The sequence below is a fragment of the Mesorhizobium sp. CNPSo 4671 genome, assembly GCF_057784245.1.
The window spans coordinates 145,525-160,733 of sequence record NZ_JBWLUW010000005.1 but is presented as its reverse complement, the minus strand read 5'-3'; the positions used below and the strand labels follow the sequence as shown (position 1 = coordinate 160,733).

16 protein-coding genes are annotated in these 15,209 nt (G+C 64.4%); 7 read left to right on the top strand and 9 right to left on the bottom strand.

The features are described from left to right. Nucleotides 1–15 precede the first annotated feature (15 nt). Nucleotides 16–1,860 carry a dihydroxy-acid dehydratase gene (ilvD, locus tag AC04SF_RS16705; RefSeq protein WP_488478738.1) on the bottom strand — a complete coding sequence of 615 codons (1,845 nt, stop codon included), beginning with the start codon at nt 1,858–1,860 and terminating at the stop codon, nt 16–18. Between the two features lie 270 nt (nt 1,861–2,130). Between ilvD and AC04SF_RS16700 the strand changes: the two genes are divergently transcribed. Then, complete coding sequence (locus tag AC04SF_RS16700; RefSeq protein WP_488478737.1) at nt 2,131–2,601, top strand: VOC family protein; 471 nt, start codon at nt 2,131–2,133, stop codon at nt 2,599–2,601. A 146-nt stretch (nt 2,602–2,747) separates the two neighbouring features. Here AC04SF_RS16700 and AC04SF_RS16695 read toward each other — a convergent pair whose 3' ends face one another. The 3 genes from AC04SF_RS16695 to AC04SF_RS16685 all read right to left on the bottom strand — a co-directional run bounded on the left by AC04SF_RS16695 (nt 2,748) and on the right by AC04SF_RS16685 (nt 5,963). Beyond that, nucleotides 2,748–4,340 (bottom strand): peptide chain release factor 3, encoded by a 1,593-nt coding sequence (locus AC04SF_RS16695; RefSeq protein ID WP_488478736.1) that lies wholly within the window; start codon nt 4,338–4,340, stop codon nt 2,748–2,750. A 100-nt stretch (nt 4,341–4,440) separates the two neighbouring features. Further along, nucleotides 4,441–5,370, bottom strand: coding sequence for a haloalkane dehalogenase (locus AC04SF_RS16690; RefSeq protein ID WP_488478735.1), 930 nt, complete (start codon nt 5,368–5,370; stop codon nt 4,441–4,443). Further along, a complete protein-coding gene (locus tag AC04SF_RS16685) occupies nt 5,367–5,963 on the bottom strand; it encodes a TetR/AcrR family transcriptional regulator (protein WP_488478734.1) in 597 nt (198 codons plus the stop codon). Before AC04SF_RS16685 ends, AC04SF_RS16690 begins: the two co-directional genes overlap by 4 nt. A gap of 127 nt (nt 5,964–6,090) precedes the next feature. Here AC04SF_RS16685 and AC04SF_RS16680 point away from each other — a divergent pair, with 127 nt between their 5' ends. Beyond that, nucleotides 6,091–7,164 carry an NAD(P)/FAD-dependent oxidoreductase gene (locus tag AC04SF_RS16680; RefSeq protein WP_488478733.1) on the top strand — a complete coding sequence of 358 codons (1,074 nt, stop codon included), beginning with the start codon at nt 6,091–6,093 and terminating at the stop codon, nt 7,162–7,164. On the opposite strand, the gene AC04SF_RS16675 is transcribed toward AC04SF_RS16680, so the two are convergent. The 3 genes from AC04SF_RS16675 to AC04SF_RS16665 form a co-directional block, all read right to left on the bottom strand. Next, the gene (locus AC04SF_RS16675; RefSeq protein WP_488478732.1) at nt 7,158–8,531 is read right to left on the bottom strand and encodes an amidase; all 1,374 of its coding nucleotides are present in this window, start codon (nt 8,529–8,531) and stop codon (nt 7,158–7,160) included. The two genes, AC04SF_RS16680 and AC04SF_RS16675, sit on opposite strands and share 7 nt — an antisense overlap. A 172-nt stretch (nt 8,532–8,703) precedes the next feature. Further along, entirely contained in the window at nt 8,704–9,504 is an 801-nt protein-coding gene (locus AC04SF_RS16670) for a class II glutamine amidotransferase (RefSeq protein WP_488478731.1), read from the bottom strand. 15 nt (nt 9,505–9,519) lie between these two features. After that, the gene (locus AC04SF_RS16665) at nt 9,520–9,768 is read right to left on the bottom strand and encodes a DUF6356 family protein (protein WP_488478730.1); all 249 of its coding nucleotides are present in this window, start codon (nt 9,766–9,768) and stop codon (nt 9,520–9,522) included. 113 nt (nt 9,769–9,881) lie between these two features. Here AC04SF_RS16665 and AC04SF_RS16660 point away from each other — a divergent pair, with 113 nt between their 5' ends. The 5 genes from AC04SF_RS16660 to AC04SF_RS16640 all read left to right on the top strand — a co-directional run bounded on the left by AC04SF_RS16660 (nt 9,882) and on the right by AC04SF_RS16640 (nt 13,377). Further along, nucleotides 9,882–10,352 (top strand): Lrp/AsnC family transcriptional regulator, encoded by a 471-nt coding sequence (locus AC04SF_RS16660; RefSeq protein WP_096453133.1) that lies wholly within the window; start codon nt 9,882–9,884, stop codon nt 10,350–10,352. A gap of 78 nt (nt 10,353–10,430) precedes the next feature. Next, the gene (dut, locus tag AC04SF_RS16655) at nt 10,431–10,916 is read left to right on the top strand and encodes a dUTP diphosphatase (RefSeq protein WP_027052635.1); all 486 of its coding nucleotides are present in this window, start codon (nt 10,431–10,433) and stop codon (nt 10,914–10,916) included. Continuing rightward, complete coding sequence (locus tag AC04SF_RS16650) at nt 10,917–11,576, top strand: HAD family hydrolase (protein ID WP_096453131.1); 660 nt, start codon at nt 10,917–10,919, stop codon at nt 11,574–11,576. 66 nt (nt 11,577–11,642) lie between these two features. Further along, nucleotides 11,643–12,497 (top strand): hypothetical protein, encoded by an 855-nt coding sequence (locus tag AC04SF_RS16645; protein ID WP_488478729.1) that lies wholly within the window; start codon nt 11,643–11,645, stop codon nt 12,495–12,497. Between the two features lie 76 nt (nt 12,498–12,573). Then, complete coding sequence (locus AC04SF_RS16640) at nt 12,574–13,377, top strand: isocitrate lyase/PEP mutase family protein (RefSeq protein ID WP_096453127.1); 804 nt, start codon at nt 12,574–12,576, stop codon at nt 13,375–13,377. Nucleotides 13,378–13,402: 25 nt separating this feature from the next. Here AC04SF_RS16640 and AC04SF_RS16635 read toward each other — a convergent pair whose 3' ends face one another. Continuing rightward, nucleotides 13,403–14,101 carry a sulfate transporter family protein gene (locus AC04SF_RS16635; RefSeq protein ID WP_488478728.1) on the bottom strand — a complete coding sequence of 233 codons (699 nt, stop codon included), beginning with the start codon at nt 14,099–14,101 and terminating at the stop codon, nt 13,403–13,405. 89 nt (nt 14,102–14,190) lie between these two features. After that, entirely contained in the window at nt 14,191–15,093 is a 903-nt protein-coding gene (locus AC04SF_RS16630) for an EamA family transporter (RefSeq protein WP_488478727.1), read from the bottom strand. Nucleotides 15,094–15,209: the final 116 nt, after the last annotated feature.

Below are 15,209 nucleotides of genomic sequence, written 5' to 3'. Positions count from 1 at the left end.
AGTCGCCGCCTTTATTCACTCCGGCACGTGCCGCACCGCGCCCTTGTCGGCGCTGGTGGCGAAGGCGGCGTAGGCGCGCAGCGCCGTTGTCACCTTGCGCTTGCGCTTTTCCTCGGGCTTCCAGGCCAGGGCACCCTTGGCCACCATCGCCGCCCGGCGCGCTTCAAGTTCGGCGTCGCTGACAGCGAGACGGATGGTGCGGTTGGGGATGTCTATCTCGATCGTGTCGCCCTCCTGGACCAGCCCGATCGTGCCGCCTTCGGCGGCTTCCGGCGAGGCATGGCCGATCGACAGGCCAGACGTGCCGCCGGAGAAGCGGCCGTCGGTGACCAGTGCGCAGGCCTTGCCCAGGCCCTTCGACTTCAGATAGCTGGTCGGATAGAGCATTTCCTGCATGCCGGGGCCGCCGCGCGGCCCCTCATAGCGGATGACGACGACATCGCCGGCCTTGATCTCGTTGGAGAGGATGGCCTTCACCGAGGCGTCCTGGCTTTCGAACACCCGCGCCGGGCCGGTGAATTTCAGGATCGACTCGTCGACGCCGGCCGTCTTCACGATGCAACCGTCGACCGCCAAATTGCCTTTCAGCACGGCAAGGCCGCCGTCCTTCGAGAACGGCGTTTCCGCCGAGCGGATGACACCCTTCTCGCGGTCGAGGTCGAGATCGTCCCAGCGGCGGTCCTGGCTGAAGGCGACCTGTGTCGGCACGCCGCCGGGCGCGGCGAGGAAGAAGTCGCGGACATTCTGGCTGGAGGTGCGGGAGATGTCCCAATGGTCGAGCGCCTCGCCGAGGCTGGCCGTGTGCACGGTCGGCAGCTCGCGATTGACCAACCCGGCATTGTCGAGCTGGCCGAGGATCGCCATGATGCCGCCGGCGCGGTGGACGTCCTCCATGTGGACGTCGGACTTGGCCGGCGCCACCTTGCAGAGCACCGGAACCCGGCGCGACAACCGGTCGATGTCTTCCATGGTGAAGTCGACCTCGCCCTCATGGGCGGCGGCCAGGATGTGCAGCACGGTGTTGGTCGAGCCGCCCATGGCGATGTCGAGCGTCATGGCATTCTCGAAGGCGCCTTTCGACGCGATGCTGCGCGGCAGCGCCGTTTCGTCGTCCTGCTCATAATAGCGCTGGGCGAGATCGACGATGAGATGGCCGGCTTCGACGAACAGCCGCTTGCGGTCGGCGTGCGTCGCCAATGTCGAGCCGTTGCCGGGCAGCGACAGGCCGAGCGCCTCGGTCAGGCAGTTCATGGAATTGGCGGTGAACATGCCCGAGCAAGAGCCGCAGGTCGGGCAGGCCGAACGCTCGATGACCTTGACGTCCTCGTCGGAGATCTTGTCGTCGGCCGCAGCGACCATGGCGTCGACCAGGTCGAGCGCCTGGGTCTTGCCGGCCAGCACCACCTTGCCGGCTTCCATCGGCCCGCCGGACACGAACACGGTCGGGATGTTGAGGCGTAGCGAGGCCATCAGCATGCCGGGGGTGATCTTGTCGCAATTGGAGATGCAGACCATGGCGTCGGCGCAGTGGGCGTTGACCATGTATTCGACGGAGTCGGCGATCAGCTCGCGCGACGGCAGCGAATAGAGCATGCCGTCATGGCCCATGGCGATGCCGTCATCGACGGCGATGGTGTTGAATTCCTTGGCGACGCCGCCGGCCTTTTCGATCTCGCGCGCGACCAGCTGGCCGAGGTCCTTCAAATGCACATGGCCCGGCACGAACTGGGTGAACGAATTGACCACCGCGATGATCGGCTTGCCAAAGTCGCTGTCCTTCATGCCGGTGGCGCGCCAGAGGCCGCGGGCGCCGGCCATGTTGCGGCCATGGGTGGTGGTGCGGGAGCGATAGGCAGGCATGTCTTTTCCTTGGTGGCTGGCCGCAGCCGAGGAATGGCGCGGCGGAGCTGAATTTGGATCGCTGGCTTTATAGACTCGCAAGTATGGTCTGGCCACATTTTTGCAATGCGCCAGATTCCACGAAAAAACGAGAGCCGCCGAAAAAATCGCATGCCGCTGTCGGATCGCGAGCCGCACAAGCGTCCTTGGGCAGACGGCAAACGAAATGGCACCATTCTCGGAGTCAGCCGTTTCACCGCAACAGCAAAAAAGCAACCCGAGGAGCATGACATGCAAAAGATCACCACCTGCCTGTGGTTCGACGACCAGGCCGAAGAGGCGATGAATTTCTATGTCTCCATCTTCAAGAATTCGAAGGTGCTGAGCGTGATGCGTTGGCCCGAAGGCCACGCCGATGAGGGCAAGGCGCTGGTGACCACGTTCGAGCTCGACGGCGTGCAGTTCCAGGCGCTCAACGGTGGACCGCAATTCAAGTTCAACGAGGCGATGTCACAGTCGATCGACTGCAAGACGCAGGAAGAGGTGGATTATTTCTGGGACAGGCTCCTCGAAGGTGGCGGCGAACCATCGCAATGCAGCTGGCTGAAGGACAGGTTCGGTGTTTCCTGGCAGGTCGTGCCGGAGCAACTGCCGCGCCTGCTTATGGATCCGGATCGGGCCAAAGCCGGCCGGGTGATGGCGGCGATGATGCAGATGAGCAAGATCGACATCGCCAAGATCGAAGAGGCGGCGAAGGGGTGAGAGCTGCGCGATCTTCCCTTCTCCCCCTATGGGAGAAGGTGGATCGGCGCGCAGCGCCGAGACGGATGAGGGGTGTTCCAGAACACCTCTCATCCATCGCCTTCGGCGACACCTTCTCCCACAAGGGGAGAAGGAAAAACTGGCGCCTACGCTGCCTTGTCGCGGACCTGGTAGTCCTTGACGGTGGCGAAGCGGATCGCTTTCCAGCGTTCGGCTTCGTAGTTGAGCGAGAAGGCGTGCTGGGCCAGGAACACCGGATCGTTGTCGAGATCCCTGGCGATGTCGCCGCGATGCGCTTCGATGAAGCGGTGCACTTCGGCCTTGTCGTCGGCCGATATCCAGCGGCAGACGGAAAAGCGCGACATTTCGAATTCGACGGGCAGCGTGTATTCGAAGTTCAGCCGTTCCTTCAGCACGTCGAGCTGCAGGGCGCCGACGACGCCGACGATGGCCGGTGAGCCGTCCTCGGGCGAGAACAGCTGCACGACGCCTTCCTCGGCCATCTGGTGCAGCGCTTCCTTGAGTTTTTTCGCCTTCATGGCGTCGCCGAGGCGGACACGGCGCAGGATTTCCGGGGCGAAGTTCGGCACGCCCCTGAAAAGAATCTCCTCGCCCTCGGTCAGCGTGTCGCCGATGCGCAGCGTCCCGTGGTTGGGAATGCCGACGACGTCGCCGGCGAAGGCTTCATCCGCCGTGACGCGGGTGCGGGCGAAGAAGAACTGCGGCGCCGACAGGCTCATCGGCTTGCCGGTGCGCACCAGCTTGGCCTTCATGCCGCGCTCGAGCTTGCCCGAGCAGACGCGCACGAAAGCGATGCGGTCGCGGTGGTTGGGGTCCATATTGGCCTGGATCTTGAAGACGAAGGAGGTCATCTTGTCCTCGGTCGCCTCGACCTTGCGGGTGTCGGCCTCCTGTGCGCGCGGCGGCGGCCCGAAGGCGCCGAGCGCCTCGATCAGGTCGCGGACGCCATAATTGCGCAGCGCCGAGCCGAAATAGACCGGCGTCAGATGGCCCTCGCGGAAGGCGTCGATGTCGAGCGGCCGACAGGCTTCGCGCGCGAGTTCCAGTTCCTCGATGAAGGCCTCGCGCTCGTTTTCCGGCAGCAGCCCGGCAACGCGGTTGGAATCGGGACCGTTGACCGGCGTGCGCTCCTTCTCGTCGTCGCCCTTGCGCACCGCGTTCAACGCCAGATGATAAGTGCCGGAAAATGTCCTGCCGCGGCCGATCGGCCAGGTGATGGGGGCCGTATCCAGCGCCAGCTTCTGCTCGATCTCGTCCAGAATCTCGAACGGATCGCGGCTTTCGCGGTCCATCTTGTTGACGAAGGTGATGATCGGGATGTCGCGCAGCCGGCAGACCTCGAACAGTTTCAGCGTGCGCGGCTCGATGCCCTTGGCGGCGTCGATGACCATGACGGCCGAGTCCACTGCCGACAGTGTGCGATAGGTGTCGTCGGCGAAATCCTCGTGGCCGGGCGTGTCGAGCAGATTGAAGACATTGTCCTCATACTCGAAGGTCATCACCGAGGTGACGACCGAAATGCCGCGCTCGCGCTCGATCTTCATCCAGTCCGAGCGCGTCTGGATCTTGTCCTTCTTGGCCTTGACCTCGCCGGCAAGCTGGATGGCGCCGCCGAACAGCAGCAGCTTCTCGGTGAGCGTCGTCTTGCCGGCGTCGGGGTGCGCGATGATCGCGAAGGTGCGGCGGCGCGACACTTCTTCTGGTATTGTTTCGGGCATTCGTCTGGGATTTCCGTGTGACAGGCCGGGCTTCTAGCAGCGTAGTGCCGGGCTGTCGACCGGTCCGGCGGCGCGGGTGCCGCCGGATGCTATTGGCCGCTCAGGCCAACTCGCCCATCCGGTTCGCCAAAACGATCTCCGGAAGCCAGCCGGCAATGGCGCTGCCTATCGCGTCGGCATGATCCTCCTGTAGATAGTGCGCACCGGGCCCGAGATTGATGAAACTGCAGTTCTTCAAACCGGCCGCGAATTCGCGCGCGGCCTGCGGCCCAATCAACGCGCCAGGATCGCCCGCGAACAGCAGTTTTGGATAGGTGGACAGCCGCAGCGCCCGATGATCGTGCGCGCTGATGGCGGCAACGTCGGCGGGCTGACCCTCGATCGGCAATTCCTGGGGCAGGCGCAGCACCGGCTTGCGCGATTGCGGCGTCGGGAACGGCGCCCGATAGGCGGCCATTTCCTCGTCGCTCATCGTGCGCAGCACCGAGGCCGGCAGCACTTTCTCGACGAAGACGTTGTCTTCCAGGACGAGCTTTTCGCCGACACCGGGCGTGCGCAGCGCCTTGAACATTTCGCGGGCGCGCGGGCGCTGATGAAAATCCTCCCAGCGCGCGAAGGGCCGGATGAATTCCATGAAGGCGAGGCCAAGAATGCGCCGCGGCCGCCTTGCCGCGAGATGAAAGGCAAGCGCGGTGCCCCAATCCTGCGCGACCAGCACCACATCTTGGATGTCGAGCGCGTCGAGGAAAGCGTCGAGATAGCGGACATGGTCGAAGAAGCGATAGTCGATATCGGGCTTGCCGGACTGGCCGTAGCCGATCAGGTCCGGCGCAATGCAGCGGCCGGACGGCGCGACATGCGGGATGATGTTGCGCCAGATATGGGATGAAGTCGGGTTGCCGTGCAGGAACAGCACGGCCGGGCCGGATGTTCCGGCCTCGACATAGGACATGGTCGAATCGAGTACGGGAACCTGCGAACGTCTGGGCGTGGTGGCGACGGGCTGAGACGGGTTGGCTTTCGAACTCATGGGGTCGTCTCCTTTGCGAACACTGTGCTGAAGATGATTTTCTTGAACCGCTCGAGCGGTTCGGGGCTGCGCTCGACCTTCATGCGCAGCATGGCGCCTTGCCAGGACGACAGCAGGAAGTCGGCGAGGTCGTCGGCGTCGAAAGCCTTGGTGATGTCGCCGGCTGCCTGGCCTTCGGCGATGCAGGCGGCGAATGGTTGGCGCCAGCGCTCGAAGATGGCGACGAGCTGCAAACGCAGCGGCTCGCTGTGCACCGCGGTCTCGAGGCTGAGATTGCCGATCATGCAGCCGCGCGCCCAGTCATGCGCCTCGAGCTTCGAGGTGATGAGATCGAGATAGCGGCGCAGCCTGCCGATGGGCGGCGTGCCGTCCTGCGCCAGCGCTTTCTCGACCAGTCCGCTGACATAGGCGAAGTAGCGGTCCAGCACCTCGCCGGCGAACGCCTCCTTGGAGGCAAAATGATTGGTGAAGGAGCCCGGCCGCGCGGCGGCGGCGGCAACGATGTCGCGCACGCCGGCGGCGGCATAGCCTGAATCCCAGATGGTCCGGAACCCGGCGTCGAGGAGTTTCTCGCGGAGTGATTGTCTAGCCATGGTGGTAATAATACGTACGTACGTATTGTCGTCAAGCGCATATTTTTGCCGTGTCCGATGTTGGCAAGTGACGAATGGGGTGGCACTGGAAGAACCTCCTCGGCGGACCACCAGGCAAGGAGCGAACATGGCTGCGGCGAAACAAGTGATCGTCATCGGCGCCGGGATCATCGGCGCCTCCATCGCCTGGCATCTGACCAAGGCGGGCGCGGGGGTGACGGTCGTCTCCGAAAGCGGGGCAGGTGGCGTCGCGACGCCCAATTCCTTTGCCTGGATCAACGCCAGCTGGGGCAACCCCGAAATCTATTTTCGGCTGCGCATCCGCGCCATGGCCGAATGGAAACGGCTGGCGAACGAGCTACCAGGGCTGCCGCTCGCCTGGTGCGGCGGGCTCTGCTGGGACCTGCCGGCCGACCGGCTCGAAGCCTATGCGGCCGAACATTCTTCCTGGGGCTACGGCATCGAGCGCGTCGACGCCAAGCGGGCGGCGCAGATCGAACCAAACCTCGTCGCGCCTCCTGAATTCGCCGTCTATGTCGCGGAGGAAGGCGTGGCCGAGCCGGTCGCGACGGCCAGGGCTCTGCTGGCGGATGCCGAACGGCGTGGCGCGCGGGTCATCGCCGGCACGGTCTCGGCGCTGGCCCAGACCAACAGCAGGACGACCGGCGTGGACACATCGCATGGGCTGATTGCCGCCGACGAGGTGGTGATCGCCGCCGGCGTTGGCGCCCCGGCCATCGCCGCGACGGCGGGCATCAACCTGCCGATCCAAACGCCGCCTGGCTTGATTGTCCATTCGCGGCCATACAAAAAGCTGCTCAATGGTCTGGTGCACGCCGATAGGCTGCATATGCGCCAGACGACCGAAGGCCGCATCATCGCCGGCTCGGATTTTGCCGGCGGCGATCCCGGCGAGAACCCCGAAGCGACGGCGCGCGATCTGTTCGCGGTCACGAAGGCAGCGTTGCGCGGCGCCGACGGGCTGGAACTCGATTTCCACACCATCGGCTACCGCCCCAATCCGATCGACGGCTTTCCGATTGTCGGTCGTGCCGAGGGCATGGACGGCCTCTATGTCGCGGTCATGCATTCCGGCATCACGCTGGCGCCGGCTGTTGGTTTGTTTGCTACAAGGGAAATTCTTGGCGGCGAACGCGATCCGCTGCTGGCGCCGTATGGGTTGTCGCGCTTCGCTCAATAACCCGGCGGACGGCGAAAGCCGCCGGTGAGCGGCTCTATCGCCGCTGCAATACCAAGCAGCCGCGCCTCCGACCAGCGCTTGCCGACCAGTTGCAGGCCGATCGGCAGGCCGTCGCGATCTTCTCCGCACGGTATCGAAAGTGCTGGGTGACTGCTGTAGTTGAAGACGGCGCCGTAGGCCGGCAGTATCCAGTAGCTTTGGTCCTTGCCGTCCACCTTGATCGGCGCGCCCGGTTCGCAATGGCCGAAGGCCGTGGTCATGGCGACTGGGCAAAGCAGCGCATCCCAGTTTTCGAAGAACTGTTCCCAGGCGAGAATGGATTTGTCGCGCCGGGCGAGCGCCTCAAACCAGCACGAGACTGACGTCGGCTGCTCCGGCGGTTCGGGCTGCGCGGCCTCCATCATCATGCCGATCAGCGCGCCGCCTTGCGCAAGATCGTCGTGCAGGTCGAGCCTGGGCAGGTTCGCTTCCTCGACGATCGCGCCGACCGATTGCAGCTGTTTTGCGAGATTTTCAACCGCGGCGCCAATGTCGCCGGCCACCGGGAAGCCGGCAAAGGACGGCGCGAAGGTTATGCGCAGTGCCTTGAGGTCGAGCTTCGGCATGGTTTCGACCGGCACCGGCGCCAGATCGGTGTCGCGCCCGTCCGGCCCGGCGATGATTTGATAGATCAGCGACAGATCGTCCACACCGCGCGCCAGCGGTCCGAGACACGACATCAGCCGCACGCTGCGCGCTGCGCCGCCTGGACCGGGAAAGGCGCCGGCCAGCGAGACGCGGTGTTCGGTCGGCTTGAGGCCGTAGACACCGCAAAAGGCGGCGGGCAGCCGGATCGAATCCTGCATGTCGGTGCCGACGTCGAGGGGCGTCATCCCAGCCGCGACCGCCGCTGCCGCACCGCCACTGGAGCCGCCGGCGGTGCGTTCAAGGTTCCATGGATTGTCGGTGCGGCCGAACAACGGGTTGTTCGACTGCCAGTCCGACAGCATGGTCGCGACATTGGTCTTGGCCATCAGCACGCCGCCGGCCGCCTTGAGCCGGGCGACGACCGGGCTGTCGTGGCTGGCGACATAGTCGGCGAAGGACGGGAAGCCGACCGTGGTTTTCATGCCGGCGGTTTCGTGCGTGTCCTTCAGCGCGAAGGGAACGCCGTGCAACGGTCCGGGCGTGGCGCCGCGCGCGAGTGCAGCGTCGGCTTTTTCAGCGCGCTCGTACGCGCCTTCCCTGTCGAGCGAGATGACGGCGTTGATCGCCGCGTTGTGGCTGTCGATTTGCGCCAGATGGGCGTCGAGTGCTTCGACGGCGGAGATTTTGCGGTTGCGAATCGCGGCAGCGAGTTCGGTTGTCGAGGAGAAAGCGATGTCCATGGCAAATGCTCCGGCTTGGCCGCTTGCCTGGAAAATGGCGGACAGCGACACGACTTCAAGCGAAGTTGAAACATTCGGAGCTTGGCTGCGTTTGATCGGAATTGTGCCGGCCGTCTGTTGAGTTCGGCACTCTACGGCGCCACCCTGGCCCGCGGCGTTTCTAGAGAAGGATTTACCCGACCAGCGCCAGCTTCGCCGCGGCCGGAGCAAAAGGCCTGATAGCGATCCCATCCCCGGTCATGGTGACGAAGCTCGATGGCGGGATCGCCTGCCAGTCGCCGCCCTCGCGATCGAACGGCTCGGAGACGATGCAGCGGCCGCCGCCTTTGCGCAAGGAGGAGGTGTAGAGCGTCGGCGCGTGGGCGTCGGTGGCATAACGCACCGCGTGCAGCGCTTGCCCGTCGGAGAAAGCGGCGGTGAGCTTCAGTACCGGTTCGAGGCCGGCCCGGCGCGAGGCTTCGAGCACGCGGGCAGTGGCGCGCGAGACCGCGCCCTGCGGATCGCCAGCCAATCCCTCGTCGATCATCAGTAAGAAAAACAGTTCGGAATCGGTGGTGCCTTCGCGCTGGTCGAAGACGACGTCGGACAGCGAGTTCTCCAGCGCGCGGCGGATCTTTTCGAAGCCGCCGATCTGGCCGTTATGCATGAACGACCAGCGCCCCGAGATAAAAGGATGGCAGTTCATGCGGCTGGTGGCGCCGCCGGTCGAGGCGCGCACATGGGCGAGGAACAGGCCGGATTTGATCTGCCGGCACAGGCTCTTCAGATTGGGATCGGACCAGGCCGGCAGGATATCGCGATAGAGGCCAGGCTCCGGCCGTTCGCCATACCAGGCAAGGCCGAAACCGTCGCCATTGGTCGGCGACTTGGCTTCCTGGGCACAATGGCTCTGGGCGATCAGCGAGTGACAGGGTGCCGTGAGAATGTCTTCGAGAAAGACCGCTTCACCGAGATAGGCCGCCCACCGGCACATCGCTTCTGTCGTCCTCTAGGCGCGATCCGGAAGAGCCGCAGGCCCCTTGGTCGCGTGTGTGCCTCTGTTGTGCGTCCGCTCGTAAAGCTCGCGGACGATTCGGCTGGCGGTAGTCTCGAAGAGAAATGGCAAGAAAGCGTGAACAAGCGCGGCGCCGGCCGCCATCAGCAGGCGCGAGGAGAACCAGGCGGCAAAACCCATATGGCCGAAATAGGTTTCGCCGACCTTGGCCGGATGGGAGGTGAAGATGCTTGCGAGCGACATTGAGGTCCCCTTCAGCGCTTGCGTTCCGATATGAGTATCCTGACACGCCTCGCCGGTTCATCGATCTCAAAATGTCCTTGTCTTTTGCCATTTTATGGGACAAGCATCCCAATATGGCGTTGGATATCGATGAAATCGACCGCAAACTGCTGAGCGAATTGCAACGTGACGGCACGCTGTCGGTCGACCAGCTGTCGGAACGGGTGGCCCTGTCGCGCAATGCCTGCTGGCGGCGCGTCAAACGGCTGGAGGAGGATGGCGTCATCACCGGCCGCGTGGCGCTGGTCGATGCCGACAAGCTCGGGCTCGGCCTTTCGGTGTTCATCCTGATCCGCACGTCCAACCATGATCCCGACTGGCTGCAGAAATTCCGGGCGGCGGTGACCGGCTTTCCCGAGATCACCGGCGTCTACCGCATGTCAGGCGACCTCGACTATGTCCTGCGCGCCCGCGTCGCCGATGTGAAGGCCTATGACCGGCTCTACCAGCGGCTGATCGCCAAGGTGGCGCTGTCGGATGTGTCGGCCTCCTTCGTGATGGAGGAGATCAAGGAGACGACGGTGGTTCCGATGGCCAGGTCATAGTGATGCCTGAAAGAAAGCCGTTGATAGCGGTGCGGGCGAATTGACCGAATCGGCATTCGCGCCGATAGGATCGATTTTATGCGCGCAGCCCTCCAAAACTCCTCCGTCATCGGTCCCACTGTCGGCTTCGTCAGATTGCCGCATGCTGAAGGACTGCCCCTCCCCGCCTATGAAAGCGCCGGCGCCGCCGGCATGGATTTGCGTGCGGCGGTGCCCGACGACCGGCCGCTGCTGATCCTGCCGGGCAAACGTGCTTTGGTGCCGACCGGGCTGATCCTGGAAATCCCGGAAGGCATGGAAGGCCAGGTGCGGCCGCGCTCCGGGCTTGCCTTCAAGCATGGCCTGACCGTCCTCAACTCACCGGGAACGGTCGACAGCGACTATCGCGGCGAGGTGAAGGTGCTGCTGATCAACCACGGCGATGAGGATTTTGCGGTGACGCGCGGCATGCGCATCGCCCAGATCGTTTTCGCCGCGGTGACGCAAGTGGCCGTGGAAGAGCGTTCGCTGGCCGGCGGCACGGCGCGTGGCTCGGGCGGGTTCGGATCGACCGGCACCGCCTGAATGCAAATTCCGAAACTCGTTATCTTCGACTGCGACGGGATCCTCGTTGACACCGAAAATCTCGCCAACCGGCGCCTCGCCGAATGGCTGACGGCTGCCGGCTATTCGACGAACTTTGAATATTGCCGCAAGAATTTCTCCGGCCGCAGCATGGCCTCGGTGCAGAAGGAGATCGAAGAGCAGACCGAGGTGCGGCTCGGTGCCGATTTCGTCGATCGCTGGAATGCCGGCCTGCCGGACCTGTTTTCCCATGGCGTCGAGGCGATCCCCTACGTGCGGGAGTTCATCGAGGCGGTGCGCGCGGCCGGCATTCCCTATTGCGTCGCGACCTCGGCCAGGATTTCGAAGATGCACATCACGCTTGGCCAGACCGGGCTGCTGCCGCTGTTCGAACACGCAATGTTTTCCGCGACCATGGTCGGGCGCGGCAAGCCGTTTCCCGACCTGTTCCTGCATGCGGCCAAGACCATGGGCTTCGCGCCCGCCGATTGCATCGTCATCGAGGACAGCGTTGCCGGCACACAGGCCGGGATCGCCGCCGGCATGCGGGTGTTTTCCTATCATGGCGACCCCTATTCGGACCGCGACGGCCTGACCGAGGCCGGCGGCATCCTGTTCGACGACATGCGCGAACTGGCCGGGCTGGTGCCGATCCACTGATTTCGGCACGGCTGCATGGAACCGGAAACCCGTGCTAGCGTGAGTGGCCTGATCTTGGGGAGCCTCATGCCGACGAACCTTCTCCGCTTCATTCTCGCCCTGATGCTGCTGCCGCTGCTGTGGACCGCGGCCGGCGCGCAAACTGTGAGCTTTCCCGAACTCAGCAGCACCCTGCCCGGCCGCACCGATGTGACTTACCTCGACCTGGCCAAAATGGTCATCCCGGATCTCGCCTCGGACGGGCAGGGCTTCTACAAGGGCGGGCTGCCGATCGAGATGCGCCACATCGCGGGGCCGGATAGCGGCGGTTCACCGCCCGAGACATCCAGTTTCCCCAACGCCGCCGTGCTGCCCATCAGAGCCGCCGGCAAGGACCGGCTGGCCATGTTGTTCGACCTCGGCGATTCTCCCGACAGCGCCGAGGGCTATGCAATACTGGCGCTCTACGACGTCACGGCCAAGCCGAAACTGCTCGATGCGGCCAATGTCGCGGTCGACCGCAGCACCTATTTCCGCGAACCGAACAAGCTTTCGATCGGCGCCGGCGACGACATGCTCATCACCATGAGCACGCATTTCAATTCGAGCCAGGGCTATGTGATCACGCCGCTGATCATGGTCCGCGACGACAAATTCGAGTTGATCGACATGATCTACACGTTCGACGAAAGGCTCTGCGCCTACAGCCGCAAGCAGGATGTGGCTTTCCAGGCCATCGCCAACGGCCAGCCTTATGCCGCCTTCAAGGTAACGGTGACCGACAGCACCATTCCGAGCGATGAAAGCTGCGACGACGCGCCGCCCGAGGCGGCATCACACGACATTTCCGTCACCTATCATTGGGACAAGAAGACATCGCGCTACGTCGCGGATTCCGACGCCTTCGAGAAATTGTCAGCAGAGAACGAGAAACGCTTCTGAACCAAGCGCATTTATTTGCCCGACCGAAGACGGCGCGATAGCATCCGCCCCCAAACACTTGTGATGGGGAGCATTCATGGACAAGGGCAAGATCTTTCGCGACCTGCATGCCTCAACCTTCGTCATGCCCAATCCCTGGGATCCAGGCACGACCAAGCTGCTCGGGTCCTTCGGTTTCAAGGCACTGGCGACCACCAGCGCCGGCTTTGCCTTTTCGCGCGGCCTGCCAGACGGCGCGGTGACCTTCGAGCAGATGATCCATCACTGCCGCGAGGTGACGGCGGCGACCGACCTGCCGGTCTCGGCCGATCTCGAGAAAGGCAAGGGCGACAGCGCCGAGCGAGCGGCCGAAACCATCTTCGCGGCGGAAGCGGCCGGCCTTGCCGGCTGCTCGATCGAGGACCACACCGGCGATCCGGACAGGCCGATCTATGACTTCTCCCATGCGGTCGAGCGCGTCGCGGCGGCGGTGGAGGCGGCGCGGGCCCTGAAACGCGATTTCGTCTTCACGGCGCGGGCCGAGAATTTCCTGTGGGGCAAGCCCGATCTCGACGACACCATCAAGCGGCTGCAAGCCTTCGAGAAGGCCGGCGCCGACGTGCTCTATGCGCCGGGCATCGGTGACGTCGAGATGGTGCGCACGCTCTGCTCGGCGGTCAGCAAGCCGGTCAACGTCATGGCGAAGCCGGGCTTTACCATCGCCGATCTTTCGATGGCCGGCGTCAAGCGCATTTCGCTCGGGCCATGGCTGACCAACTTCGCTTACGGCATGCTAGAGACGGCGGCGCGCGAGATCCAGCAGGACGGCACGTTCGGCTTCACCCGCGCCGCCATGCCGTTCGGCAAATTGCAAGCGCTGTACGGCAAATCCTCAGCCTAAAGGGCCGACTGCATGACACTTGCGGTCACCGGCGGCTTTCCCGCGCGCTGATCGCCTTGTGCAGATGGACCATCATGGCGGCGGCGAAGAGCGGCGTCAGCAGATTGAGCAGCGGCACGGCCAGGAAGGCCGCGATGACCAGCCCGGCGAGAAACACCGTGCCGGCATACTGCCGGCGCAGGGCTCTGGCTTGGTCCTCCGGGCGAAAGCGCATGGCGGCGAATTCGAAGAATTCACGCCCGAGCAGATAGCCGTTGACGATGAAGAAGGCGGCGATGTTGATGCCCGGCACCAGCAGCAGCAGAAGCGCCACGATGTTGCCGAAGATGACGACGCCGAAGAATTTGATCGCCAGCACCAGCGAGCGCAACGCCGGCATGGGGCGCCCGACCGGGTCGCGGGGATAGTCGGTGCGCTCGACCACTTCGGCAACATCGTCGAGGAACAGGCCGGCGATGACAGCCGTGACCGGCGCGATGAGCAGCGCCATGCCGAAGGCCAGCGCGATTGCCGCGATGATGCCCCCCAGCCAGCCGGCCCATGACGGTATGCCGGGCAACAAGGCCTGGAGCCACGGCAGGGCCAGCCACTCGACAAGGCTGGTCAGGCCGAACCACAAGGCGACCAGCGCCAGCACGGTCAGGCCCAGCGTCTTGAGGAACACAGCACGAAACGGCGGCGAGAGCAGCTCGAGGGCCGCGGTGCGGGCAGCGTCGAATATCACCGTGCTTCAATCCCAGGTCAGCGGACGCCGCCGGAAAGGCGGACGCTCCCGAGATAGGCAGCGCGGGTCTTGAGCACAAGCGCGTATTGCTAGCGGGCAAACGCCGGCTTTCTGACCGGAATGGTCATGGCGGCAACGCCAGCCACGACAAAACCCATGCCCAGCCATGCCGTCGGCCCCAGGCTTTCGCCGAGGAAGACGGCGCCGATGCCGACGCCGATCGGCACGCGCAGATAGGCCTGCGACGTCGTGCCGACCGAACCCAGCGTGTGGATGAGGCGGAAATAGATGACGAAGGCGAGCGCCGTCGAGAACACCGACAGACCGAGCAGGGCCAGGATCGATGCCATCGAGGGCGTGAGCGTCCAGGGTTGGTCGACCACCAGGCTGAGCGGCACCAGCATAACCGCGCCGCAGAGCATCGAACCTGCCGCCGGCAGCATCGGATCGAGACCCTTGAAGCCGCGGCCGAAAATGGCGGCGCCGGCATAGCAGATCGTTGCCACGACGATGGCCACCTGCGCCCACAATTCGTGGCCGAGACCGCCCAGTGCCTCGGTGCCGACGATGAGGCAGATACCGGCTATGCCGGCGCCGGCACCGATAAGCTTGCGTACCGTGACCGGTTCGTGGCGGGTGATAAGCGCCGTCAGTAGAAAGGTGAAGATCGGCGAGGTTGCATTGAGGATGGTGGCGAGGCCGGCATCGACCGAGCGCTCGGCGGCGGCGATCAGCGTGAACGGTATGACGCTGTTGAGGCAGGCCTGGAACGCAAAGCGGCGCCACATGGCGGCATCGCGCGGCAAGGCGAGCCCGCGCCAGCGGATGATGGCGAACAGGATGCCGCCGGCGATCAAGGTGCGGGCGGCGATGAAGGTAACCGGTGGGATCGTTTCGACGCCGATCTTGATGAAGGTGTAGGAGGCGCCCCACAGCATCGCCAGCACGCCGAGCAAGGCCAGGTCGGTTGTCGTGTCGTTCTTTGCGGTCATGGGCCTGCCGTCTTCGGATGCGGTCGATCGGGCCTGACTTGTAGGCAACGCCGCGAATAAATGCTTCGTCCACGGTCGAATTGTCGTAGCGCCTGGCTTGTCGCCAGCACACCGCC